Annotated in this window: 25 protein-coding genes; 16 read left to right on the forward strand and 9 right to left on the reverse strand. The window is 70.8% G+C overall.

Features of this window, described 5'->3' with window-relative positions; translation table 11 throughout:
- Nucleotides 1–57 precede the first annotated feature (57 nt).
- The 3 genes from OHA05_RS32660 to OHA05_RS32670 all read right to left on the reverse strand — a co-directional run bounded on the left by OHA05_RS32660 (nt 58) and on the right by OHA05_RS32670 (nt 5,811).
- A complete protein-coding gene (locus tag OHA05_RS32660; RefSeq protein ID WP_328862539.1) occupies nt 58–1,425 on the reverse strand; it encodes an esterase-like activity of phytase family protein in 1,368 nt (455 codons plus the stop codon).
- 226 nt (nt 1,426–1,651) lie between these two features.
- Nucleotides 1,652–2,926: an SWIM zinc finger family protein gene (locus OHA05_RS32665; protein WP_328862540.1), complete on the reverse strand. Its 1,275-nt coding sequence runs from the start codon at nt 2,924–2,926 to the stop codon at nt 1,652–1,654.
- The gene (locus OHA05_RS32670) at nt 2,923–5,811 is read right to left on the reverse strand and encodes a DEAD/DEAH box helicase (protein WP_413777700.1); all 2,889 of its coding nucleotides are present in this window, start codon (nt 5,809–5,811) and stop codon (nt 2,923–2,925) included. The genes OHA05_RS32665 and OHA05_RS32670 overlap by 4 nt, the downstream gene beginning before the upstream one ends.
- Before the next feature lie 263 nt (nt 5,812–6,074).
- Between OHA05_RS32670 and OHA05_RS32675 the strand changes: the two genes are divergently transcribed.
- The 3 genes from OHA05_RS32675 (at nt 6,075) to OHA05_RS32685 (ending at nt 8,077) form a co-directional block, all read left to right on the forward strand.
- The gene (locus OHA05_RS32675) at nt 6,075–7,181 is read left to right on the forward strand and encodes a fatty acid desaturase family protein (protein WP_328862541.1); all 1,107 of its coding nucleotides are present in this window, start codon (nt 6,075–6,077) and stop codon (nt 7,179–7,181) included.
- A 97-nt stretch (nt 7,182–7,278) separates the two neighbouring features.
- A complete protein-coding gene (locus OHA05_RS32680; RefSeq protein WP_313942633.1) occupies nt 7,279–7,461 on the forward strand; it encodes a hypothetical protein in 183 nt (60 codons plus the stop codon).
- Nucleotides 7,462–7,534: 73 nt separating this feature from the next.
- Nucleotides 7,535–8,077, forward strand: a complete 543-nt coding sequence (locus tag OHA05_RS32685) for an MOSC domain-containing protein (RefSeq protein WP_313942632.1) — start codon at nt 7,535–7,537, stop codon at nt 8,075–8,077.
- Nucleotides 8,078–8,483: 406 nt separating this feature from the next.
- Here the strand turns inward: OHA05_RS32685 and OHA05_RS32690 are convergent, their stop codons facing one another.
- The 3 genes from OHA05_RS32690 to OHA05_RS32700 form a co-directional block, all read right to left on the reverse strand.
- Nucleotides 8,484–9,293 carry a hypothetical protein gene (locus OHA05_RS32690; protein WP_328862542.1) on the reverse strand — a complete coding sequence of 270 codons (810 nt, stop codon included), beginning with the start codon at nt 9,291–9,293 and terminating at the stop codon, nt 8,484–8,486.
- 174 nt (nt 9,294–9,467) lie between these two features.
- Nucleotides 9,468–9,716, reverse strand: coding sequence for a hypothetical protein (locus tag OHA05_RS32695; RefSeq protein ID WP_313948777.1), 249 nt, complete (start codon nt 9,714–9,716; stop codon nt 9,468–9,470).
- Nucleotides 9,717–9,878: 162 nt separating this feature from the next.
- Nucleotides 9,879–10,406, reverse strand: coding sequence for a PadR family transcriptional regulator (locus tag OHA05_RS32700; protein ID WP_313942630.1), 528 nt, complete (start codon nt 10,404–10,406; stop codon nt 9,879–9,881).
- Between the two features lie 140 nt (nt 10,407–10,546).
- Here OHA05_RS32700 and OHA05_RS32705 point away from each other — a divergent pair, with 140 nt between their 5' ends.
- Entirely contained in the window at nt 10,547–11,308 is a 762-nt protein-coding gene (locus tag OHA05_RS32705; RefSeq protein ID WP_328862543.1) for an alpha/beta fold hydrolase, read from the forward strand.
- Here the strand turns inward: OHA05_RS32705 and OHA05_RS32710 are convergent.
- Nucleotides 11,299–11,898, reverse strand: a complete 600-nt coding sequence (locus OHA05_RS32710) for a class I SAM-dependent methyltransferase (RefSeq protein WP_313942628.1) — start codon at nt 11,896–11,898, stop codon at nt 11,299–11,301. The two genes, OHA05_RS32705 and OHA05_RS32710, sit on opposite strands and share 10 nt — an antisense overlap.
- A gap of 162 nt (nt 11,899–12,060) precedes the next feature.
- On the opposite strand from OHA05_RS32710, the gene OHA05_RS32715 reads away from it, so the two are divergent.
- From OHA05_RS32715 to OHA05_RS32750, 8 genes are all read left to right on the forward strand, one after another.
- The gene (locus OHA05_RS32715; protein ID WP_328862544.1) at nt 12,061–12,945 is read left to right on the forward strand and encodes an MHYT domain-containing protein; all 885 of its coding nucleotides are present in this window, start codon (nt 12,061–12,063) and stop codon (nt 12,943–12,945) included.
- 55 nt (nt 12,946–13,000) lie between these two features.
- Nucleotides 13,001–15,652: a nitrate- and nitrite sensing domain-containing protein gene (locus tag OHA05_RS32720; RefSeq protein WP_328862545.1), complete on the forward strand. Its 2,652-nt coding sequence runs from the start codon at nt 13,001–13,003 to the stop codon at nt 15,650–15,652.
- Nucleotides 15,649–16,071: a roadblock/LC7 domain-containing protein gene (locus OHA05_RS32725; protein ID WP_313942625.1), complete on the forward strand. Its 423-nt coding sequence runs from the start codon at nt 15,649–15,651 to the stop codon at nt 16,069–16,071. Before OHA05_RS32720 ends, OHA05_RS32725 begins: the two co-directional genes overlap by 4 nt.
- A gap of 37 nt (nt 16,072–16,108) precedes the next feature.
- On the forward strand, nt 16,109–16,516 hold the full coding sequence (locus OHA05_RS32730; protein ID WP_313942624.1) for a DUF742 domain-containing protein: 408 nt from the start codon (nt 16,109–16,111) through the stop codon (nt 16,514–16,516).
- A 505-nt stretch (nt 16,517–17,021) separates the two neighbouring features.
- The gene (locus tag OHA05_RS32735; protein ID WP_313942623.1) at nt 17,022–17,627 is read left to right on the forward strand and encodes a GTP-binding protein; all 606 of its coding nucleotides are present in this window, start codon (nt 17,022–17,024) and stop codon (nt 17,625–17,627) included.
- A gap of 78 nt (nt 17,628–17,705) precedes the next feature.
- Nucleotides 17,706–18,110: a roadblock/LC7 domain-containing protein gene (locus OHA05_RS32740; RefSeq protein ID WP_313942622.1), complete on the forward strand. Its 405-nt coding sequence runs from the start codon at nt 17,706–17,708 to the stop codon at nt 18,108–18,110.
- Nucleotides 18,111–18,230: 120 nt separating this feature from the next.
- Nucleotides 18,231–19,148, forward strand: a complete 918-nt coding sequence (locus tag OHA05_RS32745; RefSeq protein WP_328862546.1) for a DUF6397 family protein — start codon at nt 18,231–18,233, stop codon at nt 19,146–19,148.
- A 471-nt stretch (nt 19,149–19,619) separates the two neighbouring features.
- On the forward strand, nt 19,620–20,111 hold the full coding sequence (locus tag OHA05_RS32750; protein ID WP_313942620.1) for a response regulator: 492 nt from the start codon (nt 19,620–19,622) through the stop codon (nt 20,109–20,111).
- A gap of 16 nt (nt 20,112–20,127) precedes the next feature.
- Here OHA05_RS32750 and OHA05_RS32755 read toward each other — a convergent pair whose 3' ends face one another.
- Nucleotides 20,128–20,445, reverse strand: a complete 318-nt coding sequence (locus tag OHA05_RS32755) for a hypothetical protein (RefSeq protein ID WP_313942619.1) — start codon at nt 20,443–20,445, stop codon at nt 20,128–20,130.
- A 193-nt stretch (nt 20,446–20,638) separates the two neighbouring features.
- Between OHA05_RS32755 and OHA05_RS32760 the strand changes: the two genes are divergently transcribed.
- Nucleotides 20,639–21,511, forward strand: coding sequence for a glycosyltransferase family 2 protein (locus tag OHA05_RS32760; RefSeq protein WP_328863496.1), 873 nt, complete (start codon nt 20,639–20,641; stop codon nt 21,509–21,511).
- 156 nt (nt 21,512–21,667) lie between these two features.
- Here the strand turns inward: OHA05_RS32760 and OHA05_RS32765 are convergent, their stop codons facing one another.
- A complete protein-coding gene (locus OHA05_RS32765) occupies nt 21,668–22,666 on the reverse strand; it encodes a winged helix-turn-helix domain-containing protein (RefSeq protein WP_328862547.1) in 999 nt (332 codons plus the stop codon).
- Nucleotides 22,667–22,979: 313 nt separating this feature from the next.
- Here OHA05_RS32765 and tdh point away from each other — a divergent pair, with 313 nt between their 5' ends.
- The 3 genes from tdh to OHA05_RS32780 all read left to right on the forward strand — a co-directional run bounded on the left by tdh (nt 22,980) and on the right by OHA05_RS32780 (nt 26,306).
- On the forward strand, nt 22,980–24,008 hold the full coding sequence (gene tdh / locus OHA05_RS32770) for an L-threonine 3-dehydrogenase (RefSeq protein WP_328862548.1): 1,029 nt from the start codon (nt 22,980–22,982) through the stop codon (nt 24,006–24,008).
- 179 nt (nt 24,009–24,187) lie between these two features.
- Nucleotides 24,188–25,369 carry a glycine C-acetyltransferase gene (locus tag OHA05_RS32775; RefSeq protein WP_327677729.1) on the forward strand — a complete coding sequence of 394 codons (1,182 nt, stop codon included), beginning with the start codon at nt 24,188–24,190 and terminating at the stop codon, nt 25,367–25,369.
- Nucleotides 25,370–25,391: 22 nt separating this feature from the next.
- Nucleotides 25,392–26,306 carry a LysR family transcriptional regulator gene (locus tag OHA05_RS32780; protein ID WP_313942614.1) on the forward strand — a complete coding sequence of 305 codons (915 nt, stop codon included), beginning with the start codon at nt 25,392–25,394 and terminating at the stop codon, nt 26,304–26,306.
- Nucleotides 26,307–26,561 lie beyond the last annotated feature (255 nt).

The following is a 26,561-nucleotide window of genomic DNA, read 5'->3' on the forward strand; positions in this document are numbered from 1 at the left end:
GTTGACCACCGGGAGCCACGCCGCACTCAGGGCACGGGCGGCTCCCGGCGGGCGGGCTCAGCCGTGCAGCGGGCGAGGCAGACGCACGTATGTCACGGTCGTCTCGATGCCGCTGTCCACCAGCCGGCCCGGGGCGTCGAAGGCCTCGGGCCCGTCCGTCATGCCGAAGTCGTTGTCGTTGATGAGCGCGAGGGTGTTCCGGCCCACCACGGCGATGCCCTCAACCTTCCCGGGCACGCCCGCCACCTTGCCGAAGTCCGCGACCAGGCTCTTGCGCAGCACCGGGACCCCCGCTGCCGCCGGGTCCTCGATCTGCTCGTACGAGGGGGAGGTCGTGGCGCTGTCCCAGCGGCTGCCGAGAATGCCCGCGCCACGCGGCAGCGTGACACGGTGCGCCCGGGACGAGGCGTCCGTGCGCTCCTGGACGAGCAGAGTGTCGCGGCCGAGGGCGACCAGCGAGGAGATCTTCAGCTCGGACGGATCGTCCTCACCCGGGTCGACGACGTCCACCGCGTCGAAACGGTAGGCGTACTCGCCGGTCACGGCACGCTTCGTGGGCGAGAAGCGCAGCAGCCGGGCGTTGCGCGACGCCTCACCCGCGTCCTCGTCCGGCACGGACAGCGGGCTCTGCACCGCGAGGACGAGATCACCGCCGGGCAGCTGGGCCAGCCCCTCGAAACCACGGTTGATCTTGCGCTTGAGCAGGATGGACGGCAGCGCCTCGACGACCGGGTAGCCGGCGCCCCGCAGTCCCAGGCCCTTGGGCACATAGCGCGCCAGCACCCGGCCGCGCGAGGAGACATGGACGAGCGAAGGCCCGTACTCGTCGGCGAGCCAGAAGGTGCCGTCGGACGCCCGGACGATGCCCTCGGTGTCCAGACCGTTCGGGTCGTACGAGAGCGGCGTCGACGCGTTGTACGTGTACGGGGCCTCGTCGCGGGACGCCTGGTTCGGCAGACCGGTGACGGCCTTGCCCCGCGACGTGGTGATCGCAAGCGCGGTCAGCACCTTCACCCGGTTGCCGGACACCCGCACCTTCACGATGGCCGGATCGAACCCGGGGACCGGGAACGTCCGGCGCTTCGTGCCGTCGATCTTGATCTGGCCGTTGGGTCCGCGGTCGGTCACCGTCCAGAACTCGCCCTTCCGGCCCGCGGGAAAGATGTCGCTGCCGATCCCGCCCAGGTCGACCCCGCGATCGTCGGCCACCGACCCCGTGAGCAGGGAGTTGCTGAACGAGGCCAGCGGGATGTCCCCGAGCACGGCGGTGCCCGTCACGCGCGGAACCGTTCCATGTCCGCCCGTGTGGCCGGGCGCGCCCGTGGCGGTGCCGGCCACGGCGATCGCCGCGACGAGGGCGATCGGCAGCCCCGCGGCAAGGGAACGGCGTACGGAACGCGGCAACATGCGCGCAGACGGGGACATCGGGCCTCCTGGCCTACAGATCGACTGACAGCGGACAGGCTGTGCGTTCACGCCGAACGGCATGGGACATCCGGGTGAACGCGGCCTGACGTACCGCCATCGCCCGTGCGTGCCGAGTCTGTTCAGCTCCTACCGTGGGGCGTGAGCGGCCCGGCCACGAGTGGTCCGCCGCTTCGCCCCACCCTCGCCGCGCGAGGCCGGGCCCGGACCAGCTCTGCTCGGACGGTCAGGGCTGTTCCAGAACGCCCGCGAGGGCCGCCGCCGGATCATGGCCCGCGGGCCCGGCGGGGGCCCAGCGGCCCCTCTCCTTGCGGTACGGCCACCAGCGGCCGTCGCGGCCCAGACGCAACTGCGCGCCGGAGCCCTGCACTGCCCACCGTCCCGGCCCCGACACGCGCAACCGGGGCCGGTCCGGCTCCTCCCAGGCTTCCTCCAGCAACGTCGTCGCCCGGGCGAGGTCCGCCGGCTCCGGCGTCCACTCCTCGTCGAACACGGACAGCGCGGCCGCGCCTCCCGAGCGCCACGCGCGAACCGCCAGATCCAGCTCGGCGCGCTGCCGCCCGGTGGCCGAGACGAGACGGGACGCGATCACACCTGTGGGCGGCGACGACGCAAGACGCACCAAATCCTGATCGGCAGTCAGTTCTCCCTCGACCGCCTGAGCTTGGTGACCCGGCGCGAGTGCCTCGGCGAGCATCCGGTGCGCTCGCGTCGCCGTGTCCGCCGCGAGGAATTCCAGCGCGCCGGGGTCGATGCCGGGCGGTGGCTCCGTCTCGGTGTCCAGGGACGGCGGTTGACCCGGCTCGTCCGGCAGCGGTGGGGGAGCGGGCAGCGGCGGGAGTATGCCCCCGGCCGCGAACGCCTCGTCGGCCCGCACTCCTCCCAGCGCCGGCTCGGGCTCCCTCTCGGGTGTGTCGCCCGAAGCCCGCGCCATGCTCCGGGCCTGGAGCTCGTCCAATAGCCGACGCTCACCGCGCCCCCGCATGAGCAGCAGGACGAACGGGTCCTGGTCGAGGAGCCTCGCCACCTGGTAGCAGAGGGCCGCGGTGTGCGGGCACAAATCCCAGGCGCCGCAGGTGCACTCGGGCTCCAGATCACCGATTCCCGGCAGGAGTTCGAGGCCCGCCGCGGCGGCGTCCTCCACCAGGACGGGCGGCATTTCCCGGTCGAGCAGCGCCGCGATGTGCCCGGCACGGTCGACCGCCATGTCCAGGAACCGGTCCCACGCGGCCTCGTCGAACTCCTGGAGCAGTACGTCGCCGCGCTGCCCGGTCCCGTCCCGGTCGCGTACGACGGCGGTGATCCGTCCGGGGCGTACCGACACGGCACCGACCGCACCCCCGCGGGCGTGCAGCCGGCCCTTCTTGAGCTGCTGGGCGTCGAGCGCCGTGTCCTCCAGCGCCTTGAGCCAGGTCAGGCCCCACCAGGTGCGGGCGAAGCCGCGGCCGCGCTCGGGCGGCAGTGCCGCGAACGTCCTCTCGTTGTCGTCCCCCACGCTCATCGCGCGCCCCCTCGCAGCTCCACCAGATCCGCCAGCTCGGCGTCGGTCAGTTCGGTCAGTGCGGCCTCGCCGGAGCCGAGCACCGCGTCGGCCAGCTCCTGCTTGCGCGCCAGCATCTCGGCGATGCGGTCCTCGATGGTCCCCTCCGTGATCATCCGGTGCACCTGCACCGGCTGTGTCTGTCCGATGCGGTAGGCGCGGTCGGTCGCCTGGGCCTCGACAGCCGGGTTCCACCAGCGGTCGTAGTGCACGACATGACCGGCGCGGGTGAGGTTGAGTCCCGTGCCGGCGGCCTTCAACGACAGCAGGAAGACAGGGACTTCACCGTCCTGGAAGCGGTTCACCATGGCTTCGCGCTCGGCGACGGGCGTACCGCCGTGCAGGAACTGCGTCCGCACCCCGCGCGCGGCGAGATGCCGCTCCAGCAGCCGCGCCATCTGGACGTACTGCGTGAAGACCAGCACGCTCGCGTCCTCGGACGTGATCGTGTCGAGCAGTTCGTCGAGCAGCTCCAACTTGCCCGAACGGCCCGGGATCCGGGGCCGCTCCTCCTTGAGGTACTGGGCCGGGTGGTTGCAGATCTGCTTGAGAGCGGTGAACAGCTTCACCACCAGGCCACGCCGTTCCATGCCGTCGGCCGCGGAGATCGCGGCCAGGGTCTCGCGCACCACGGCCTCGTACAGCCCGGTCTGTTCGACGGTCAGTGAAACGGCCCGGTCGGTCTCGGTCTTCGGGGGCAGTTCGGGTGCGATACCCGGGTCCGACTTGCGCCGGCGCAGCAGGAACGGCCGTACGAGCGCGGCGAGCCGGCCGGCCGCGCCGGGATCGTTCCCGCCCTCCACCGCCTGGGCGTAGCGGCTGCGGAACGTGCCGAGCCGGCCCAGGAGTCCGGGTGTCGTCCAGTCGAGGATCGCCCACAACTCGGAGAGATTGTTCTCCACGGGCGTCCCGCTGAGTGCCACCCGGGCTTTGGCGCCGATGGTGCGCAACTGCCGGGCGGTGGCGGAGTACGGGTTCTTGACGTGCTGGGCCTCGTCGGCGACGACCATGCCCCACGCGGCTTGCCCGAGGCGGGCCGCGTCGAGCCGCATCGTGCCGTAGGTGGTGAGCACGAACTCGCCGTCGGCGAGGTTCTCCAGACTGCGGGACGCTCCGTGGAAACGGCGCACGGGCGTGCCGGGCGCGAACCTCTCGATCTCCCGCTGCCAGTTGCCCATCAACGACGTCGGACAGACGACGAGGGTGGGACCGGCGGCCGATTCGTCGGTCTGGCGGTGCAGATGGAGCGCGATGAGGGTGATGGTCTTGCCGAGGCCCATGTCGTCGGCGAGGCAGCCGCCGAGGCCGAGGGAGGTCATCCGGTTCAGCCAGTTCAGCCCGCGCAGCTGGTAGTCGCGCAGGGTCGCCGTCAGAGCGGCGGGTTGTTCGATCTCCTGCGTACCACCCTCGGGGTCGGCGAGCCGGTCGCGCAGCCGGGCCACCCAGCCGGATGCCTCGACGTCGACACGGCGGCCGTCGACCTCGGTCGAACCGGTGAGGACCGCACCGAGTGCGTCGACAGGCGAGAGCGTACGGTTCTGGCGTTCGCGGGCGCGCCGGGCCTCTTCGGGGTCGATGAGCACCCACTGGTCGCGCAGCCGCACCACGGGTCTGCCGGCCTCCGCGAGCTCGTCCAGCTCCTCGCGAGTGAGTTGCTTGTCGCCCAGCGCGAACCACCAGTTGAAGGCGAGAAGGGCGTCGCCGGACAGGAAAGAGGGCATCCCGGAGCCCGCCGCGCCGGGGGTGCGGGGCCCCTCGTCGGGCGGGCCGACGACGGCACGTGCGGTGAGCCGGTGTGCCATCTCCTTCGGCCAGTGCACCTGGACGCCGCTTGCCGCGAGTGCGCGTGCGGCCTCGCCGAGGAGTTCGGTGATCTCCTCGTCGGCGAGCTCGATGGCGTCGGGCACGGCGGCCTCGAGCAGCGGGGTGAGGGGACTCCAGGCGCGGGCGGCCCTGCGGAGCGCGAGCAGGGCGTCCATCCGGGCCCTGGGCCCGAACTCCGTGCTCGACCTGCCGCCCGCCCAGACGTCGGCCGCGTCCGTGACGACGGCCGGATCACTGACGCTGTGCATCTGGAGCACGGCGCGGAAGGCCGGGCCTTGTGCCGAATCCTGCTCGGTGAGGTCGATCCGCAGGGACAGGCGGACGCCCGCGTCGTGCCCCGCGGCGACGTCCGCGGCCCAGGTCCGCGCGGCGGGCAGCCGCTGCGGCTTGTGGGCGGCGAAGGCGGGACCGCCGACGGCCCGCGGAGCGGCGGGAGTACGCGGCAGACCGTCCGCCACGGCGTCGAGGAACGAGCGCAACAGCCGTTCGGGCTCGTGCAGAAGGAGAGGATCGGCCGCGGCGTCCAGTGGCACTGCGTGGGCGGAGGGAGGCATCGACGCGGCGAGCCGGCGGATGCGTTCCAGATCCTCGGGCGTCAGCGGTCCGACGCGCCAGGTGTCGTGATCGGTCGGGGTCAGACCCGGCAACAGCAGCCCACGAGCGACGAGTTGGAGCGCAAGCACGGTGGCCGCGCCCCAGAACGCGGCGGCGGGCGACGCGTCGCTGCCGGCGCGCGCCCTCGTCAGGACGGGCAACGCCATGCGTACGGGCAGCAGGACGGCGGGGACGGTGTGCAGGCGGGTGTCGTCCGCCACCAGGGTGATCGACTCGGCGGTTCCGGGGATGTCGGGCAGGTCGGCGCCGTCCGGGTCCCAGAAGGCAACGTGCCCCGCGCGGGCCGGATCGGCGGGCACGAACACCGCGGAGCAGCGTGCGAGTGCGGTCACCGAGCCGGGGGCCAGGGTGGACGGGGAACCGGATGAGAGGGTCGGGGAGAACGTTGCCGCGGAGGGTCGGTGCACAGCGAAGACGCATTCCTCAAATTTGACTACTGCGGGCCGGGAGTCGCCGAGGGTACCCCACGGCGCCGCGCGACGTCGCTCCTCCCGCTGTGACGCCCCTCACGTGCACCCCTAAGGGTGTAGCTGGCAGCACCGTCGGCGGCGGGCTGCCCCCACAGCGGTCCGGGTGGTGGCGCCATGGTCCGCGCGGGCCCCGCGTACATACGTTTTCTCAGGTCAGCGCAGTCGCAGCCCGTCCCACGGCCCACAGACCGGAGACCTTCATGCCTCAGGCCACCGCCACCCTCACGGATCCGTCGTCCGTGCCGGCTCCTCCGGAGACCGGTGCGAAGCGGAGCGCGGGGAGCGACAACGCGGGGAGCGCGTTCGCGCCTCTCCTGCGGACCGTCAGAGAACAAGGGCTCCTCGATCGCCGCCCCGGCTGGTACGCCCGCGGGATCGCGGTCAACCTGCTCGCTCTCGCCGCCGTGATCACCGGCATCGCCCTCGCCGGCGGCTCCTGGTGGGTCCTCCTTCTCGCCGTACCGCTGGCCGTGTTCTCCACCCGCACCGCCTTCTTCGGCCACGACGCCGGGCACGCACAGATCACCGCCGACCGCGGCAGGAGCCGGCTCATCCAGCTCGTCCACGCCAACCTGCTGCTCGGCATGAGCCAGGAATGGTGGAACGACAAGCACAACCGCCATCACGCCAACCCCAACCACATCGACAAGGACCCGGACGTCGCCGCCGACATCCTCGTCTTCACCCAGAAGCAGGCGGTCGGGCGCGACGGCTTCCACGGCTGGCTCACCCGCCACCAGGCCTGGCTGTTCTTCCCGCTGACCACCCTCGAAGGCATAGCGCTCAAGGTCTACGGATTCCGGGCCGTGTTCTCCGGGGGCGGCCCGCACCGGTCCGCACGCTCACGCGCCGCCGAAGCCGTGCTGCTCATCGCCCACATCGCCGGATACGCCACGCTGCTGCTGGCCGCCATGCCGATCGGCCAGGCGCTCGTCTTCGCCCTGATCCACCAGATGCTGCTCGGTCTTCATCTGGGCATGGCGTTCGCCCCGAACCACAAGGGCATGGAGATGCCGGACGAGGCCGACGGCCGGCGGTGGGGCCATCTGCACCGCCAGGTCCTCACCTCCCGCAACGTCCGCGGCAACCCGGCGACGGACTGGTTCCTCGGCGGACTGAACTACCAGATCGAGCACCACCTCTTTCCGAGCATGCCGCGCCCCCATCTGAAGCTGGCCCAGCCGCTGGTACGCGCCCACTGCCGCTCCCTGGGCCTCCCGTACACCGAGACCGGGCTCGTCGAGTCCTACCGGCAGGCGCTGAACCATATGCACGACGTCGGCGAACCGCTGCGGACCGGCGCATAGTGGAACGGACGCACGGAGGAACCGACGCGCGGAGGAACCGTGGAGCGCGCCTGCGCGTTCCCACAGCAGGAGCGGCCCAGGCCGCGGAGGAGGCGTCATGTCGACACGTACGAAGCTCGTCATAGGGGGAGTGGCCGTCGGCCTGCTCCTGATGCCGCTGATCGGATTCTGGTTCTCGCTGCTGGTCGTCATCGGCGTGCCCACCGTGGCCTATCTGATGCTCGACCCCAGCCAGCGGCGCAGGTTGCGGCGGGTGTCCCGCAAGGAGATCGGCCGCTGAGCCCGGCGCTTCCCCGCCGCGCCGGAGCAGGGTCGCGGATGATCACCGGCACGCACGAGGGGAGCGCCGCGCGATGAGTGGAACAGTCACGACGGTCAGCAGCAACGGGGAGTACTCCTTCACCAAGCCCAACCGCGACAGCATCACGCTGCTCGCCGGGCTCGGGGTCGAGGGCGACATCCACGCGGGCGTCACCGTCAAACACCGCTCGCGCATCGCCCAGGACCCCACCCAGCCGAATCTCCGGCAGGTGCACCTGATCCACGCGGAACTCTTCGACGAGGTCGCCGGGGCAGGCTTCGACGTCGCTCCCGGGGACCTCGGCGAGAACATCACCACGGTGGGAATCGACCTGTTGGCGCTGCCGGTCGGCACCCTGCTGAGGCTCGGGGACGAAGCCGTCGTCGAGGTGACGGGTCTGCGCAACCCGTGCTTGCAGATCGAGGCCTTCCGGCAGGGCCTGCTGAAGCAGGTCGTCGGCCGGGACGCCGACGGTCAGGTGGTCCGCAAAGCCGGGATCATGAGCGTGGTGCGGACGGGCGGGGTGGTCCGCCCGGGCGACCTGATCGGCATAGAGCTTCCGGCGGGACCGCACAGGCGCCTGGAGCGGGTGTAGGGCAGGGCAGGGCGGTGCCGTGGTCACCGTGCGCAGTGCGCCGTTCGTCAGGGTGACGGTGCTCCTGGCGACGGCGACGGGAACCGACCTTCTCCGCTTACTTGGAGGCCACGCGCCCGGCACCGCTACCGATACGGCTCGGTGCGTGCGAACCGGCCGTGACCCGCTCGGCGAAGGCCGTCAGGTCTGTTCGGGCAAGCGGGTCCGGCGAGGGTCGTCCGTGGCGTGGTGAGCGGGAAGACGTGACCACCGCGAGCACCGACGGCAGCGCTCCGGGAGCGTCCGTGGGTGTCGTCCGCAGCGCTCCGGGAGCGTCCGCGGGTGTCGCGTCCGCCCGGAGGGCGTCGCGAACGTGCCCAGGGCGTCGTGAACCGGACGAGAGCGGACGAGACGTTACGGACACGGCCTAGGCCGGCCGCACCGCCATCTTCTCCAGGGCCTCGAGCAGTCCCGGCAGTTCGGGCCCGCGGCCGACCGGCAGAACCTCGCCGGGTTCCTCGTCCAGCAGGAGGAAGGCGATGTCGTCCGTCCTCGCGACCATCGACCAGCCGGGACCGTCGGCGCGGAGGGTTCGTGCGCCTCCCGGCGCGAAGCTGGAGCGGACCCGGCCGGCGGGCGGCGGGGACTCCACGTAGGTGCGGGCCGACTCCAACGCGCGCCGGATACCGGGGTGCTTCTTCTTCGGCTCGCCCCCGGCTTGTGCGTCCGCGGAGGGGAACGCCTCCTCGTCCTTGATCTGCTGCCGCCACTCGGCCCATTGGAGCGCGATCTCGTCCGCTCCCAGCCGGCGCTGCGCGGGCCCCCAGTTCTCGGTGTCGGGCGGCGCGAGGGGCGTCAGGTCCATGCCGTCCTCCGGGGCCGGGTCATGGGGGGCCGGCACTCCGGGAGCGGCGACCGCAACGGCCAGGGGCCAGCCCGGCAGCGCTGCCACGACGCTGCGCTCGTCCGGGGAGAGGTCGTACTCCATGCCGCAGTCCCACGAGGCGATGGCGACCGCGACGAGGGACACATCGTCGACGACGACCGTCCAGCGAGCACCGTCGGAGTCCTGGCCCAGGACCAGCCCGTATCCCTCGGCGTACGGTTCCAGGCCCAGCGCCGCGCAGGCGGCCGGGAAGTCGTCGCCGAGCACGCTCGGGAACTGCGCCGGTGTCAGGAGCACGGCGGTCAGCACAAACAGCGCGTCCTCGTCGACGGCTTCTTCCGTCCCGGTCACATCACCCTCCCCATGTCCGATCGTCGGTACCGGCCGATCGCTCGTCGGCGCACCTTAACCAGTGGGTAACCCGCACGTCGAGAGGCATCGGAGCGGAATTGACGTCGGCGTCGCCGTGAGGCCCGGCCCGCATGCGACCGCGGGCCGTCTCGGTGCGTCCCGGAGCCTGTGCTGTCAGGCCGCGGGCAGGCCGAGGAGGCTGCGGGCCACGGTCTGCGGATCCTCGTCCCGCTCACGGGCCAGGGCGATGACCGCGCGGCAGGCGAGCTCGCTGATCCCGAAGGACAGGGCCTCCGGCGACACCCAGCCGACCGCCTCGTCCATCTGGTCCTGGTCGTCCTGCGCGCACCCGGACACATAGGACGCCGCGGCCTCGAATATGTTGTGCTGGCGCGAGGGGGCCGGCGCGGTCGTCGGCTCCACCGGCCGGTGGGCGAGGAACTTGCGGAGTCTGCTGATTCTGTCGATCACCCGGACCACCTTCCCCAGGGCGGCATCCACCGCCGATCTTTCAAGTCTGGCATTTCTGCGCCTTGTTGGCTCCAGCGCGTCGCGAGGAGAACAGGACATGTCGCACCACCCGCCTCAGCTGCGGTCAAGACTGCGGAGAGTCGAGCGCAGCCACGACAGTTCGGCGTCACTGGTGGCGCGGGCGATCGTGAGAATGCCGCGCCGGAACGGATCGTCCAGCTCTTCGGCCCGCAGGGGCCGGTCGCCCTCGTAGAAGAAGCTGGCAGGCTCCTCCAGGAACATGAGCCGACGCCGCAGCACCTCCGCCTGGAGGCCGTGGTCGTCGAGGTGCCGGAGGAACGCCAGCAGCGTGAACCACCGGTTCTCGTCGGTGATGTCCTGCCGTGCGGGGTTCGCAAGGCGCCGCCGCAGCTCCTGCCGCCCCTCGTCGGTGAGCGTCAGCACATGGCGCGGCGCCGCGACCGCCCCGGGCTGTGTCTCCCGGGCCAGCAATGACGCCTTCTCCAGCCTCTTGATCGCCGGATACAACGTGCTCTCCGCGACCGGCTTCACATGCCCCGTGAGGGCTGTGATGCGTTTGCGCAGTTCGTAGCCGTGCAGCGGGCTGTCACAGAGAAAACCGAGGATGGCGAGCTCCAGCATGCCGTCCATTGTGCCGCAGCACGGTGGTACCTCACTCTCGTAATACATCGGTTCCGATGTATGCTGTCGATCGTTTCGCCGTCAGGCGCGGTCCCGGGGCTACGGGAACGGGTGAGCAAGGCAAATCAGGGGAGGGGCTTGTGCGACAGGCTCGATTCGACGAACAGGGCAGCTTCGTACGGTGGACCGAGGCGGCCGGCGTCGGTCCGCCGAGGATCTATCTGCACGGACTGGGTGCCGCCTCCGCGGCTTACCACGCCCATATCGCCGCCTGCCCGGAACTGGCCGGGCGCCGCTCACTGTTCGTGGACCTCCCGGGTCACGGTCTCAGTGACCGCCCTGCCGATTTCGGCTACACACTCGAGGACCATGCCGCGGCCCTCGCGGCCGCTCTCGACGAGGCCGGCGTGCAGGGCGGCGAGATCGTCGGGCACAGCATGGGCGGCGCTGTCGCCATCGTGCTGGCGTACCGTCGCCCGGACCTGGTGGCGCGCCTGCTCGTCACGGAGGCCAACCTCGACCCCCACCCGCCCCTCACGGCGGGCAGCAGCGGCATCTCGTCGTACAGCGAGGAGGAGTTCGTCCTGGGTGGCGGCTTCGCTCGCGTCCTCGACCGCGTGGGGCCGATCTGGTCGGCCACCATGCGCCTGGCCGACCCGCTCGCCTTGCACCGCAGCGCGACCGGTCTGGTGTGCGGCACGCGTCCCACGATGCGGCACATGCTGATGGAGTTGTCGATGGACCGCATCTTTGTCCAGGGCGCACTGAGCGGCGAGTTGCCCGGTCAGGATGAACTGACGGCTTCCGGCGTCAGGGTCGTCACTGTGCCGGGCGCCGGCCACAACGTCATGTTCGACAACCCCGCAGCCTTCGTCAGGGTTCTGGCAGGAGGTCAGCCCTGACGCGCGGCGAGGGCGAGGAAGCGGCTGTCCTCATCGACGTACGACGTCATCCGCCAGCCCGAACCCTCCATCAACGGACGGAGGTTGGGCTCGGCGCGCAGATCTTCGTCGGTGATCTGCCGCCCCTGCCGGGCTGCCAGGGCGCGCCGCCCGATGGGGTGGAACAGTGCCAGCACACCGCCGGTTCGCACCACACGCGCCAACTCCCTCAGACCGGCGTCGGCTTGGGGCAGGTGGGCGATGAGTCCCGCGGCGAACACGGCGTCGAGTGACTCGTCGCGCAACGGCAGCCGCGCCACATCGGCGAGCAGGAGTGTTCCGTCCGAGTCGCGTCCTGCCCGAACTGCCGCTTCGAGCATCGCCGGTGTCAGGTCGGCCCCGAGGACGGTGCCACGTGTGCCTACGGCGGATCGCAGGGCAGGCAGTGCCCGGCCCGTGCCGCAGCCCGCGTCGAGTACCGCGTCTCCCTCCGTCAGACCCAGCTCGGCGACGGCGGCCGCGTAGGCCGGACCGTCGTCCGGGAATCGTGAGTCCCAGTCGGCGGCGCGGGCGCCGAAGAAATCCTGCACATGTGTGTGGTCGTCGGACATGGAGACATGATCCCTCAGCGTCACACGCGTCGCTGAGGCGACCGGGCTGTGCACACGTTCGAACTCGCCACGATCGTGCAGAAACCTCTCTCTGTCATATTCCATCAGCTTTCGAACTGCGCCCCTGGCGTGCGCCCCGAGCGGGTCTAGCGTCCCTGACCCATGGGACACCTGGACCACGCCTCCTTCGGCCTGCTGACCCCCGCGCTGTCGTACGCGATGGCCGTCATCGGGGCTGCCCTGGGACTGCGCTGCACCGTACGTGCGCTCGCCGCGAGCGGGCGCTCGCGCCGCAACTGGCTGATCACCGCTGCTTCCGCGATCGGCACGGGCATCTGGACGATGCACTTCGTCGCGATGCTCGGCTTCTCCGTCCGCGGCACGGACATCCGCTACAACGTGCCTCTCACCATCCTCAGCCTCCTGGTCGCCATGCTTGTCGTCGGTGTCGGTGTGTTTTGTGTCGGCTACGGGCGTGACCGTGTCCGGTCTCTGCTGATCGGCGGGCTCACCACCGGCCTGGGCGTGGCGAGCATGCACTACCTCGGCATGGCTGCCTTGAAGCTTCACGGCTCGGTGCACTACGACCCGTTGCTCGTGGCGCTCTCCGTCGCCATCGCCGTGGTGGCCGCGACTGCTGCCCTCTGGGCAGCACTCAACATCAAGTCGCCCATCGCGGTCGTCGGCGCCTCGCTCCTCATGGGCGCGGCGGTGAGCAGCATGCACTACACCGGGATGATGGCGGTTGGTGTGCACATCGTTCCGTCCGGCGGGGATCTGTCCGGGGCCACGACGATGCAGTTCATCTTCCCCCTCGCGGTCGGTCTCGGGTCCTATCTCTTCGTCACCTCCGCTTTTGTCGCGCTCTCTCCGACGGCCGACGAACGCGCTGCCTACACCGTCGCCGAGCAGCCGGTCGAGTCGGCCGACGGGCATCCTGCGGACCGGTCGGCCGACCAGTCCGCAGCCCAGGGTCATCCGACGCCGCTCGGTGAATCGGCTCCTGCCGGTGAGGCCGTCACACCGACTCCCGCCGCCACCGCCTAGCTGCCCGATCCCACGGCTGTCGCACCACCAGCCCCGTACCCGGAACGAGGAGGCCATGCGCACACCCCGCAGGAACCAGGGCGCAGCCCCGCCGCAGCACCCGCAGCCTCCCTCATCCGCGAAGCCGCCTCGCGGACGGCGTGCCCACGCAGGGCCGCCCGCTGTCGAACACACCGGTCACGAACCGCGCCCCGATGAGGCATCGCAACCGCCCGCCGGTTCGGGCACCGCGAACGGCGGCCGGCTGCTGCGTCCCCGAACGGTACGCGCGAAGATCATCTCCCTTCTGATGGTTCCGGTCGTCTCTTTGCTGGCTCTCTGGGGATTCGCCACCGTCTCCACCGCCCAGGACGTCGCGCGGCTGCGGCAACTGCAGACACTCGATGCCCAGGTCGGCGATCCGGTCACCGCCGCCGTCGCCGCCCTCCAGGCCGAGCGGCGCGCCGCGGTGCGTCAGGTGGCGGCTCCGTCCGACGAACGCGCAACAGCTCTGGAGCAGGAGGGCCGTCGCACCGACGAAGCCGTGCGGAAGCTTCGTCTGGATGGCACGACGACCGTCGCCACCGGAGACAGCGCCCCGTCCGTCGTCGTGGTGCGCGTCGAGCGGTTCGTCACCCGTGCGGAGAAGCTGCGTGAACTCCGCACCGCGGTCCTCGGCGGGAAGGCCGCGTGGGACGCCACCTACGCGCAGTACACCTCTGTCGTCGCCGATGCCCTCGACGTCTCGGGCGCGCTCGCAGGAATCCATGACGCCGGACCCGCCTCCGACGCCCGTGTGCTCCTGGAATTCGCCCGGGCCGGCGAGATGCTCGCCCAGGAGGACGCTCTCCTCAGCTCGGCGCATCTCAGCAAGTCGATCGCCACAGAACGGCTTCGGACCTTCACCGGAGCCGTGGCGACCCGTAGGACCTTCACCGTATCCGCCGGGACCGACCTGCGGGAGTCCGAGGCCGCTGCTTGGCGAGAGCTCGCCAAGCAGCCCGCGTACCGGCAGTTGGAGGCCGCCGAGGACAAGGTCGTCGCCGCCTCCCCGGGGCGCAAGGCAGCGTCGGTGGTTCCGGCATCGGGCTGGGACGAGGCCCGCACGGCCGTCGGCGAAGGCATGCTCGCCATCGCCGGGGACGCCCGTCGCGGCGCGGCCGAACGCGCCGACCCCGTCGAGGACGGGCTTTTCACCTCCGCGGGTGCCGCCGTTCTCCTCGGCCTCGCCGCCGTCGTCATGTCCCTGGTCATCTCGGTGCGCATCGGCCGAGGTCTCGTCGTCGAGCTGACCAGCCTCCGCAACACCGCTCTCACGATCGCCCGGCAGCGACTGCCCCAGGCGATGCGTCGGCTCCGCGGCGGCGAAGAGATCGACATCCAGGCAGAGGCGCCGCACGGACGACCCACCGACGACGAGATCGGCCAGGTCGGTGAGGCGCTCGGCACGGTGCACCGGGCAGCCCTGCGGGCAGCCGTCGAACGTGCCGAGCTCGCCGGCAGCATCTCCGGCGTCTTCGTCAATCTCGCCCGCCGCAGCCAGGTCCTCGTCCACCGCCAGCTGACCCTGCTCGACACGATGGAACGCCGCGCCGACGATCCGAGCGAACTCGGTGACCTCTTCCGGCTCGACCACCTCACCACCCGGATGAGGCGACACGCCGAAAGCCTGATCATCCTCTCCGGCGCCGCGCCGGGCCGCGCATGGCGTATGCCTGTCCCGCTGACCAGTGTCGTGCGGGCCGCCGTCTCGGAGATCGAGGACTACGCGCGCGTGGAGGTTCGGCAACTGCCGGAGACGGCCATCGTCGGTGCCGCCGTCGCCGACGTGACGCATCTGCTGGCGGAACTCGTGGAGAACGCCGCCCAGTTCTCACCGCCGCACACCAAAGTGCGCGTCAGCGGAGAACCCGTCGGCAACGGCTACGCCCTTGAAATCGAGGACCGCGGCCTCGGCATGGGCAAGGACGCACTGGCGGAGGCCAATCGCCGGCTGGGGGAGTCCGAGGCTCTCGATCTCTTCGACAGCGAGCGGCTCGGTCTGTTCGTGGTCAGCCGCCTCTCCGTACGCCGTGACATCAAGGTCCATCTGCGGACGTCTCCGTACGGCGGCACAACCGCGGTCGTGCTGCTGCCGACCACTCTGCTGCAGAGCGCACTCACCGCACCGGCGGGCGCGCGTCCCGAGCCCGACCCGCGCGGCAGGCGTCAGGAACCGCCGGCCGAGCCGGCGCGGCCGGCGAACCGCGCGCCCGTGGCAGCCCCCACGCAGCGCCCCGTGCTCTCGGCGCAGCCGGAAGGCCCTCCTCCGCCTCCGGGGGTGACGGCCCTGCGGCTGCGCAGTGCACCACCGCTGCCCCCGGACGGGGAACTCCCGCGCCGGGTCAGGCAGTCGCACCTCGCCCCGCAGCTCCGCGAAGCCCCGACGGCGGACGAGACGGAGGACTCTCACGAGGGGCCCGAGGACAACCCGGAGCGTTCCCCCGAGCAGGTGCGGGACCGCATGACGGCGTACCGCAACGGCTGGACCCGAGGCGGCGGTGGCGCGCCCGGATCCTCCCAAGGGGCAGCGGCCGGACCGTCCGCCCGGGGGCCCGCGACAGGTCCCTCCGGCCGGGGGGCCGTACCGCGTCCCGCGCGACGCGACGTGAGCCCCGGCGGAGGCACGCCCATGGGCACGTCCGCGTCCGGCACTCCAGAACCCGGCCACGAAGGAGACAGATCATGACCATGCACGAGGCAGCCGCTGCCGGCCCTTTCACCGGAGATCTGGACTGGCTCCTGGACGATCTCGTCCTTCATGTCGGAGAGGTGCGCCATGCGGTGGTGCTGTCCAATGACGGCCTGCCGGTCGGGGCCTCCCATGGCCTGACCCGCGAGAACGCCGAGCACCTCGCTGCGGTGGCCTCCGGGTTCCACAGCCTCGCCAAGGGCGCGGGGCGCCACTTCGGCGCCGGGGGCGTGCGCCAGACGATGGTGGAGATGGACGACGGATTCCTCTTCGTGGCGGCCGCGGGTGACGGATCCTGTCTCGCCGTCCTCACCTCGGTCGTCGCCGACATCGGGCTGATCGCCTATGAGATGGCGCGTCTCGTCAAGCGCGTGGGGGAGCACCTCCGGACCCCGCCACGCATCGCCGCGACCTGACGAACGGCGGCGACAGCCATGAAGGGGGCGACAGTCCATGAGTGAGGCGACAGACGCCGACATCCCCGGCAGCGAGTGGTACGACGCCGATGCCGGCCCTCTCGTTCGCCCGTACGCGATGACGGGCGGGCGCACCCAACCGGGCCCCACTCACGTGCGGTTCGACCTCATCGCGCTCGTCGACATCGCAGCGGACGCGCCCGACGAGGCGGAGGAATCACTCCTCGGCCCCGAACACCGCTCGCTGCTCGGCCTGTGCCGCACCGAGACCCAGTCCGTGGCGGAACTGGCCGCCGATGCCGATCTGCCGGTGGGCGTCGTCCGTGTGCTGCTCGGCGATCTCCTCGAAGCCGGCTACGTCCGGGTCAGCCGCCCGGTGCCTCCCGCCCAACTGCCCGACGAGCGCATTCTGAGAGAGGTGATCGATGGGCTCAGGGCCCTGTGACCGCGCAATGGCCGTTCGCCGTGTGCCGTGGCGGTCCAGTGGCTGCCGCGGCGCCCCCTTTCGCCGCTGTCCGGTCCTGGCCGGGGCGTATTCGATGTGACCGCATTCGGGAACCTCCGATCACATTCGGCCAATCTCTGAAGATGGTGCCAGGACGGCTCGAACGGGCTTTGTGAGGAAATGGGCGCTGGACTTTCCTCCAGTCGCCCCTGAGGAGGCCGGTGGTGCTCGTGCCGGCCAAGGAGACGACCTCGGACGGCCGTGGTGATCGAAGTCCGCCCTCGGGGGCTGTGTGCCCAGGCGCAGGACCGGGCCGGCCACGGCCCAGGAGGACGGTCCGCCTGCCGCCTCCCCGCCCTGGTCGTTGCCCGCCCATGAATGGTGCCGCAATCCATCCGCGGGAAATCACCAGGAGAAGAGCACGGGCCGGCTCGGCGGGAATGTCCGCACAACGCTTTCCCCATGCTCGCGTGCGACTCCGGAACGATTGAGAGAGAAGTGAAAGATGGTCTCCGAAAGCTCTTCCGCCCCCGAAGGGGACAACACGGCCCTGGCATTGAAAATCCTGGTTGCGGGCGGCTTCGGCGCCGGAAAGACCACACTCGTCGGCGCGGTGAGTGAAATCAGACCCCTGCGCACGGAGGAACTGCTCAGCCAGGCAGGCACCGGCGTCGACGACACCGGCGGCGTCGACCAGAAGTCCACCACGACGGTCGCGATGGATTTCGGGCGTATCACTATTCGTTCCGGTCTGTCCCTCTACCTTTTCGGTACCCCGGGGCAGGATCGCTTCTGGTTCTTGTGGGACGAACTGTCGCAAGGCGCCCTCGGGGCGGTGGTTCTCGCCGACACGCGGCGACTCGGCGACTGTTTCCCCGCCGTCGACTACTTCGAGCACCGGCGGATCCCCTTCGTGGTCGCGGTCAACTGTTTTGCCGGGGCGCGAACATATGGAGCTCACGAGGTTTCTTGCGCCCTCGATCTGGAACGTGGAACACCGGTTGTCCTGTGCGACGCGCGTGACCGCGACTCCGGGAAGGAGGTGCTGGTGCGGCTCGTCGAATATGCCGGACGGATGCACACGGCACGTCTGCTCGATTCCGTCGGCTAGTTGCACCTTGCCGAGCGGTCCTGTGTACGAAAGGCTTACGACCCACACGGGGAACGCATGAGCGGGGAAGGATCAACGATGTCGTTGGACAAGGGACTTGACTGGCTGCTCGACGACCTCACGAAGAGGATCGAGCACATACGGCACGCGCTCGTGCTGTCCAACGACGGGTTGGTGACAGGCGCCAGCACCGGCCTGGCGCGGGAGGACGCCGAGCACCTCGCCGCGGTGTCCTCGGGTCTGCACTCCTTGGCCCGGGGCTCAGGACGGCACTTCAGGGCGGGCAAGGCCCGTCAGACCATGGTGGAGTTCGACGAGGCGCTGCTCTTCGTCACCGCGGCGGGCGAGGGAAGCTGTCTGTGCGTGCTCAGCGACGCCGAGGCGGATGTCGGCCAGATCGCCTACGAGATGACGCTGATGGTCAACCGGGTCGGCGAACACCTCGGTGTCGAGGCCAGGCAGTCCGGTGTGAACGGCATCTGACCTGCACGGATTCAGTCCAGGCGGACCCAGGCGGGCATGGTTGTCCACAGGCCGGGCGGGATGTCACAGCTTCGGACTACGGTCGTCACCGAGAGTATTCGCACTCACGGGGAGACCGATATGACCATGCAGGACACGACCAGGCAGGAAGCGGCGACGCGCACTCTGGCTCAGGGCCGCGCCGCCGGTGAACTGGAGTTGAAGCGGACCGAGTTCGATCTCGCCGTTCAACTGGGACACATCCGCGTCACGGCGGGGGCGAGTGGCGGGCCGCCGCGGGTCGCCCAGGAAGAGATCGCGCGGCTGCGGGCGGCCGAGGGTTTCCCGGACGCATTGCGGGAGCATGTGCGGACGGTGGGCACGGTGGAGGGTGCAGAACTCCTCTCGATCAGCCCCGCCCGCTTCACCCGCCTCGCGCGCACGGGCCACGTCACGCCGATCCGCTTCTACCTCAATCGCTACCGGGCCGTGGTGTGGCTCTATCTCTGCGAAGAACTAGTCGGTTTCGCCCGGGCGCATCCCGCCCTGCTGACCGGTAGGACACCACCGGCTCTGCGGTCGCTGCTCGAGGAGGGCGAGGACCGCAGAGCGCGGAACTGGCGCGGCAGGCGCCTCGGAATGCTGCTGAGGGCGACAGGCGATCCATGGGAGCGGGCGGCGGCGATCGCCTCCGTGCTCGACGCGGTCACGGTGGCGGAAGTCGTGACCGATCCCTACGAACGATCGCGTCTGAGGGTGCTGCGCCCCGAACTCGTCCCCGCGCGGCCGGAATCGCCGGCTGCCCATGCGGTGGTCGAGCGCCTGCTGCTGGCGGACCATCCCGACGAGATCCTGTGGCATCGGGTCAACCTGTCGCAGGCTCTGCGGGAGGCACGCGAGAGCTGCCCCGCACCGCGGCCCTCGGCAAGGACGGGGCAGGTGGCGCAGGCTCCCCAGGCCGTTCCGCGAGGCGGGCATTCGCTCCGGAAGCGCCGTGGTCCGTACGGGCGTGGCCTGCTCAGGCGGCTCCGTTTGCGTCGAGCGGGAGCCGTGGGCTGAGGGGGAAGCGGCGTCCGGGACGGCGGGCTTCCGTGCCGGCGGGGCGTTCGTGCGCGCCCGTCCTGCCGTTTGCCGTGGCCGAGTGTGTGCGTGTGCGTCCCCGGCGCGCCGAGTCCGGCAGGATCCGAACGACAGGTCTGGGTCACCGAACGAGCCATCGTGCGGAGGTTGAGGTGGCGGTTGGGCGCGGTGCCGTGACCGAAGACGACCGGCGTGGCTGGTGCGGTAGTGACCGCTGATGCGGCAGGTGACGACGACGGTACGTGGCAGGGGCGGTTCGGCCAGAGCGGCGCATCCAGGGCTGTGCGCCAGACCCTCACAGGCTTCATAATTCCTCTACGTACAAAGCCCCGGTGGAGCCTGAGGAGGAAGGCGGGGCCTTCTCGCCGCAGCATGCGGCGTACGCCGATGTGGCCCCCCGTCGACGGGGGCACCAATGGGGACACGGGTTGTGCCTTGAAGATCCTTGTGGTGGACGATCGTGAGGACAACCTCTTCGCGATCGAGAGTCTCTTACGCCCCCTGGGGCGTCCGGTGGTCCGTGCGCACAGCGGGGACGAAGCCCTGAAGACCGTGATGCGTGGCGGTATCGCGGTGGTCGTTCTCGACGTGGTGATGCCGCGTATGGACGGCCTCGAAGTTCTTGCCTACCTCAAGCGGCTGGACCACACCCGCAATCTGCCCGTGGTGCTGATGACCGGTCTCGGCCGGGACGACGATCTCGCCGCCCGTGCCTATGAACTGGGCGTCTCCGACTTCATGTTCAAGCCCGTCGACCCCTGGGTCGTCCGTACGAAGGTCAGGGCGCTGGCCGACCTGTACGTCGAGAACCAGAGCCTGCGCGCTCAGCTCGGCGCGCTGCCCCGCCCTGGTCCAGAAGCCTCGGCGGCGAAGCTGCCGGGCCTGATCGGCGCGCACGTGCCCCGCCAGCCCGGTGGTGGGGCACCGCACGTGCGTCGATGATGATGATCTCCGCGCCTCAGGAGGCGTTCTGCGCCCCTCGCACGTTACGAGGTCTCTGCGGCAAGGAGGGGACGGTGGCCGGCCCGCCCTCCTGCACCGCTTGAACCGCGGCCTGATGCAGGCTGCGGCTGTCGTCCTCGGACTGACAGGGCGCGGGACTCCCTGTCATCGTGAACCAGTCGGAGGCCCCGCTGTACTGCACCGCGACGCGGGCCTCTCCGCCCGCCCAGGTCGTGTGCACGGTGAGATCACCGCTCAGCACGCCTACCTCGTCGGTGAGCACTCCTCCACGGCCGGAAAACACGCCGGCGGTCGTCCATGATGCCCAGCTCATCCTCCCAGGCTCGCACTCCGGATCCGCAAGCGCGACTGTTGCGGCGATGGTCCATGTGGCGGACCCCCGGATTGCCGGTCGAGCCACCGGCGCTTATAGGCCCGGAACGGCTTCTCCGGGCAGACCGCTAGCATCACCCTCTTCTGCCGCTGCCGCTGCCGGCTCAGCTGCCGAGGACTGGAGTGATGTGGACGTGTCCCGACCGCGGGTAGGGGTCGCCGTACTGACCATGGGCACCCGGCCCGCCGAGCTGCGGGCCCTGCTGGATTCCGTCGTCAAGCAGCAGGAGCCTGCCGCACACGTGGTGGTGGTCGGGAACGGATCGGTTCTCCCGGAGCTGCCCGAGGGCGTGATCGGGGTGGAGCTGGAGGAGAACCTCGGCGTGGCCGGCGGACGTAATGCCGCCCTCGCCAGGCTGCGCGCGGCAGGGGGCGTGGACATCCTCGTGGACCTGGACGACGACGGTCTGCTGATCGACGCCGACGTGTTCACCAGGATCGCCGATCTGTACGCCGCCGATCAGCGGCTCGGCATCGTCAGCTTCCGGATCGCCGACGAGACCGGCTTCACCCAGCGGCGGCACGTTCCCCGGCTGCGGGCGGGAGACCCGATGCAGCGCGGGCTGGTGACGTTCCTCGGCGGTGGTCATGGAATCTCGATGCGGATGCTCGACGAGGTCGGGGACTGGCCCGACGACTTCTTCTTCACCCACGAGGAGACGGATCTGGCCTGGCGGGCGCTCGACGCGGACTGGAAGATCCTCTACGAGCCCGCCCTGGTCCTTCAGCACCCCCGGACCTCGCCGGCCCGGCATGCGAACTTCTACCGGCTGACCGCCCGCAACCGGGTGTGGATGGCCCGGCGCCATCTGCCCGCGCTGCTCGTGCCGGTCTATCTGGGGACGTGGATCGCGCTCACGGTGGCCCGCACTCGTTCGCTGCCCGGCATGCGGGCCTGGTTCGGCGGCTTCGCCGAAGGGGTGCGCAGGCCGTGTGGAGTCCGCCACCCCATGCGGTGGCGGACGGTCTGGCGCATGACCCGCCTGGGCCGCCCGCCCATCGTCTAGCGCGGGGATGCCGTCCGGGCTGCCCGTAGGCCCGCCCTCCCGGTCCTCCCGTCCCCGGCCCCGCCCTGCCCAGTGGCACCCCCGCCACCCCACCGTCCCCGCCCGCACCAGCCGCCGCCCACCGTCACGTCACTCCGACGGTAGTTCCACGACCGCTCACTCCGACAGGAGTTCCACGAGCGCATGCCCACGCTCCGTGCGGCGGAGCACCACATGGCGGCCGCGCCGTTCGCGGTCCAGGAGGCCGGCGTCCTGGAGCTGGGTGCAGTGGTAGGTGATGTTGGCCGGGCTGCAGCGCAGATGCGACGCCAGCTCGCCCATGGTCATCGGTGTCGCCGACGCCCGGAGGATCGCGGCACGCAGCCGCCCCGCGATCAGCGTCAGCGGATCACGGCTGATCTCGGCCGGTTGTCCGGTCGCCGCGCCGCCGTCCCACAACTGGCCGATCCCGGGCACCGGATAGCCGATCCACACCAGGTCGGGCCGGTCGAAGGCGAACATCGAGGCACCCATGCCGGAAACAATGGGGACCAGGACGAGCCAGCGGTCGCCGAGCTCGAAGGTCCCGGCCTGCTGGTCCGGCAGATGGAGGCTGGTGCCTCGCAGCTTGAACCGCGGGCTGATCCCCGGAAGCACGCTGTCCAGGCAACCCCGTACCGTCGCGCTGCCGATACGTTCCGCCTCGCGGTGGAACAGCCGGTCGGCCTGCTTCCACACCGGCAGGAACTCCTGCCACACCTCGGCCAGAAGCCCCGCGTACGCCTGAAGCCAGTCGCGGGGGCGGTCCACGACCGGCTGCCACTGCCGGGGCACACTCTGGGCGAACTCCGTCTCCATCTCGGCCAGCAGCGTGTCCGGCGACAGATCCGCCAAGTAGTCGAACTGCGTGGTCGCGTCGCCGTCCGGCATGCACGCCGTCGGGGTCAGGCAGTCGGGAATGATCGAGTGATCGGGCGCGAAGAGTGGGCTCACCACTCCTGGTGCGGCCCGGGGAGCGGCGGATCGGACGATGCGCTGCCAGTGCGCCGGAACGCCCTGGCTGCGTCCCCCGAGCGCGTCCGCGACGAGTGACAGAAGAGTGGCTCCCGGATGAGGAGCGACGGAGACCCGGACCTGGTCGAGCGGGCCGAGTCGGAGTTCGGTGAAGCCGTGCACCGTGCGGTCCCCCTGCCGTACAACGTGCCGTGCCGAGCCGTGTGACGGGCCGTTCTTTCAGGGGTGGGGACGCGGGACGGCTTCATGCCGGTTCAACCACTTCAGGCCATCCTGCCCGCCCGTTCACACCCGCCGCATGAAGCTCTCCTGTTGCCCCGCTTAAGAAATCCTCGATGGACTCCGCGGGCCGAGCTGGGCAGATTGGTGCAGGTCCATGGACGTACGCTGTCATTGTTTGTCGTAGTTGCCGCAACTGTCGCAGTCGTCGCAGCTGTCCTCGGTCCTTTCGACACCATGCACTGGAGCCGCCCCGATGAAGGCCCTTGTCAAGCAGCATGCCGAGCCCGGCCTGTGGCTCATGGACGTACCGGAGCCGGAGACGGGATCCGGCGATGTGCTGATCAAGGTGCTCCGTACGGGCATCTGCGGCACCGATCTGCACATCCGGTCGTGGGACGCCTGGGCCCAGCAAGCGGTGAGCACGCCGCGCGTTCTCGGCCACGAGTTCGTCGGCGAGGTCGCGGCGGTCGGTGAGGACGTCGCGGACATCGCGGTGGGTGACATCGTGAGCGGCGAGGGGCACCTCGTCTGCGGCAAGTGCCGCAACTGTCTCGCGGGCCGCCGTCACCTGTGCCGCAGCACGATCGGCCTCGGGGTCGGCAGGGACGGGGCGTTCGCCGAGTACGTCGCCCTGCCCGCCGCCAATGTGTGGGTCCACCGCACGGAGGTGGACCTGGACGTCGCGGCGATCTTCGACCCCTTCGGTAACGCCGTCCACACCGCGCTCTCCTTCCCGCTCGTGGGCGAGGACGTACTGATCACCGGCGCGGGACCCATCGGCATCATGGCCGCGGCCGTCGCCCGCCACGCCGGCGCACGCAATGTCGTGATCACCGACGTCAGCGAGCCCCGCCTCGCCCTCGCCCGCAAGGTCGGTGCCACCCTCGCGCTCAACGTCGCCGAGCACGACATCGCGGAGGCGCAGCGCCGGCTCGGCCTGAAGGAGGGCTTCGACATCGGTCTCGAGATGTCCGGCCGCCCCGAGGCCATGCGGGACATGGTCGACAACATGACGCACGGCGGTCGTATCGCCATGCTCGGGCTGCCTGCGCAGGAGTTCGCCGTCGACTGGTCGAAGATCGTCACGTCGATGATCACGATCAAGGGCATCTACGGCCGGGAGATGTTCGAGACCTGGTACGCGATGACGGTCCTGCTCGAAGGCGGCCTCGACCTCAGCCCCGTGATCACCGGCAGCTACGGGTATCAGGACTTCGGCGCGGCCTTCGACGAGGCGGCGCAGGGCCGTAGCGGCAAGATCATCCTCGACTGGACCCGCTGACCCGCTGACCCGCTGACTCACCGGCCTGCCCACCCACCCGCCGGCCGCCCTGTCGCTCCGCTGACCGCCGTCCGCCAACACCTCGTCTGCGCCGTCCGCCGACACCCCGTCTGCGTCCAGGGGCTCCGCCCCTCGCCCCGACCAACAGCCCGCAGCCACCGCTCAAGGGAGCTCACCTCATGTTCGAGTCCGTCCGCGACGACCTCCGCGTCACCCTCGACGAGATCCGCGACGCCGGCCTCTTCAAGCCCGAGCGGGTCATCAGCACCCCGCAGAGCGCGTCCGTCTCCGTCCCCTCGGGCGAGGTGCTCAACTTCTGCGCCAACAACTACCTCGGTCTCGCCGACCACCCCCAGGTCGTCGCCTCCGCCAAGGAAGCACTGGACCGCTGGGGCTACGGCATGGCCTCCGTGCGCTTCATCTGCGGCACCCAGGACGTGCACAAGGAGCTCGAGGCCCGCCTGTCCGCGTTCCTCGGCCAGGAGGACACGATCCTCTACTCCTCCTGCTTCGACGCCAACGGCGGCGTGTTCGAGACGCTGCTCGGTCCGGAGGACGCCGTCATCTCGGACGCCCTCAACCACGCGTCCATCATCGACGGCATCCGCCTCTCCAAGGCCCGCCGCCACCGCTACGCCAACCGCGACATGACCGAGCTGGAGCAGCAGCTCAAGGAGACCCAGGACGCCCGTCGTCGGCTCATCGTCACCGACGGCGTGTTCTCCATGGACGGGTACGTGGCCCCGCTGCGCGAGATCTGCGACCTCGCCGACCGCTACGACGCCATGGTCATGGTCGACGACTCGCACGCCGTGGGCTTCGTCGGCCCCGGCGGCCGGGGCACACCGGAGCTGGCCGGCGTGATGGACCGCGTCGACATCATCACCGGCACCCTCGGCAAGGCGCTCGGCGGAGCCTCCGGCGGCTATGTCGCCGCTCGCGCCGAGATCGTCGCCCTGCTGCGCCAGCGCTCCCGCCCGTACCTCTTCTCCAACTCCCTCGCGCCGGTCATCGCCGCCGCTTCGCTCACGGTTCTGGACCTGCTGGAGTCCGCGGGCGACCTGCGCGAGAAGCTCACCGCCAACACCGCGCTGTTCCGGTCGAAGATGACCGAGGCGGGCTTCGAGATCCTGCCCGGCGACCACCCCATCGCGCCCGTCATGATCGGCGACGCCGCCGAGGCCGGCCGCATGGCCGAGCTCCTCCTGGAGCGCGGTGTCTATGTCATCGGCTTCTCGTACCCCGTCGTGCCGATGGGCGCCGCCCGTATCCGCGTCCAGCTGTCCGCCGCGCACTCCACCGAAGACGTCGAGCGGGCCGTCGCGGCGTTCATCGACGCACGCCAGGCGCTGAAGGGCTGAGTCCACCTGGCAAAATGGCCGCGTGATCGACCCTCGGCGGCTGCGCATCCTGCGAGCCGTGGCGGACCACCGTACGGTGACCGCCGCGGCCTCCGCGCTGTATCTGACCCCCTCGGCCGTCTCCCAGCAGCTCATCGCGCTCGAGCAGGAGACCGGTCACGCGCTCCTGATCCGCAGCGGCAAGGGGGTGCGGCTCACGGCCGCCGGGGAGATCCTGCTCGCGCACACCCATGCCGTGCTCGCCCAGCTGGAGCGGGCCGAGGCGGAGCTCGCCGCGTACGCGGGCGGCGCCGCGGGCGAGGTCACGGTCGCCGCCTTCGCGACCGGGATCGCCGAGGTCGTCGCCCCCGCCATAGGCCGTCTCGCCGCGGACCACGCGGGTATCCGGGTCCGTGTCCGGGACGCCGAGGGTGACGAGAGCCTTCCGCTCGTTCTCGACGGCGAGGCGGATCTGGCCGTCGCGGTCGAGTACCGCGGAGCCCCGGGCGAGGGCGACCGCCGGCTGGCACGGGTGCCGCTGTACGCGGAGCCGTTCGACGCGGTCCTGCGCGCCGACCATCCCCTCGGTACGGCGACCCGGGTCGAACTGGCCGAACTCGCCGACAGCGACTGGATCGGCCCCTATCCCGGCAACCCCTGCCACGACATGGTGCTGCTCGCCTGTGAACTGGCCGGCTTCCAGCCCCGTCTTGTGCACTGGTCCGACGACTTCCGCGCCGTCGTGGCCCTCGCCGGAGCGGGCGCCGGAGTGGCGCTGGTGCCCCGCTCCGCGCTGCGCGGCATGGAGCTCACCGACACTGTCGTGCTGCCGGTCTCCGGTCCTGCCGCGACCCGCAGGGTGTTCGCGGCGGTACGGCGGGGAGCGGAGCGGCACCCGCTGATCAGCCCGGTGCTCGATGCGCTCGCCGCCGCTGCGGACGGCCTCTCCACCGACTGACCAGGGCCCGGACCCGCACACCCGGTGCCTGCACTGCCCGGCCCCGCACGCCCGGCGCCTGCACTGCCCGGACCCGCACACCCGGTGCCTGCACTGCCCGGACCCGCACACCCGGCGCCTGCACTGCCCGGACCCGCACACCCGGCGCCTGCACTGCCCGGCCCCGCACGCCCGGCGCCTGCACTGCCCGGCCCCGCCACGGAAGCACCGGCCCCGGCTGTCGCAGCACTGCCCGGCCCCGTCGCCCGGACGCAC

Origin of the sequence: Streptomyces sp. NBC_00306 (genome assembly GCF_036169555.1) — a bacterium.
Taxonomy (GTDB): Bacteria; Actinomycetota; Actinomycetes; order Streptomycetales; family Streptomycetaceae; genus Streptomyces; species Streptomyces achmelvichensis.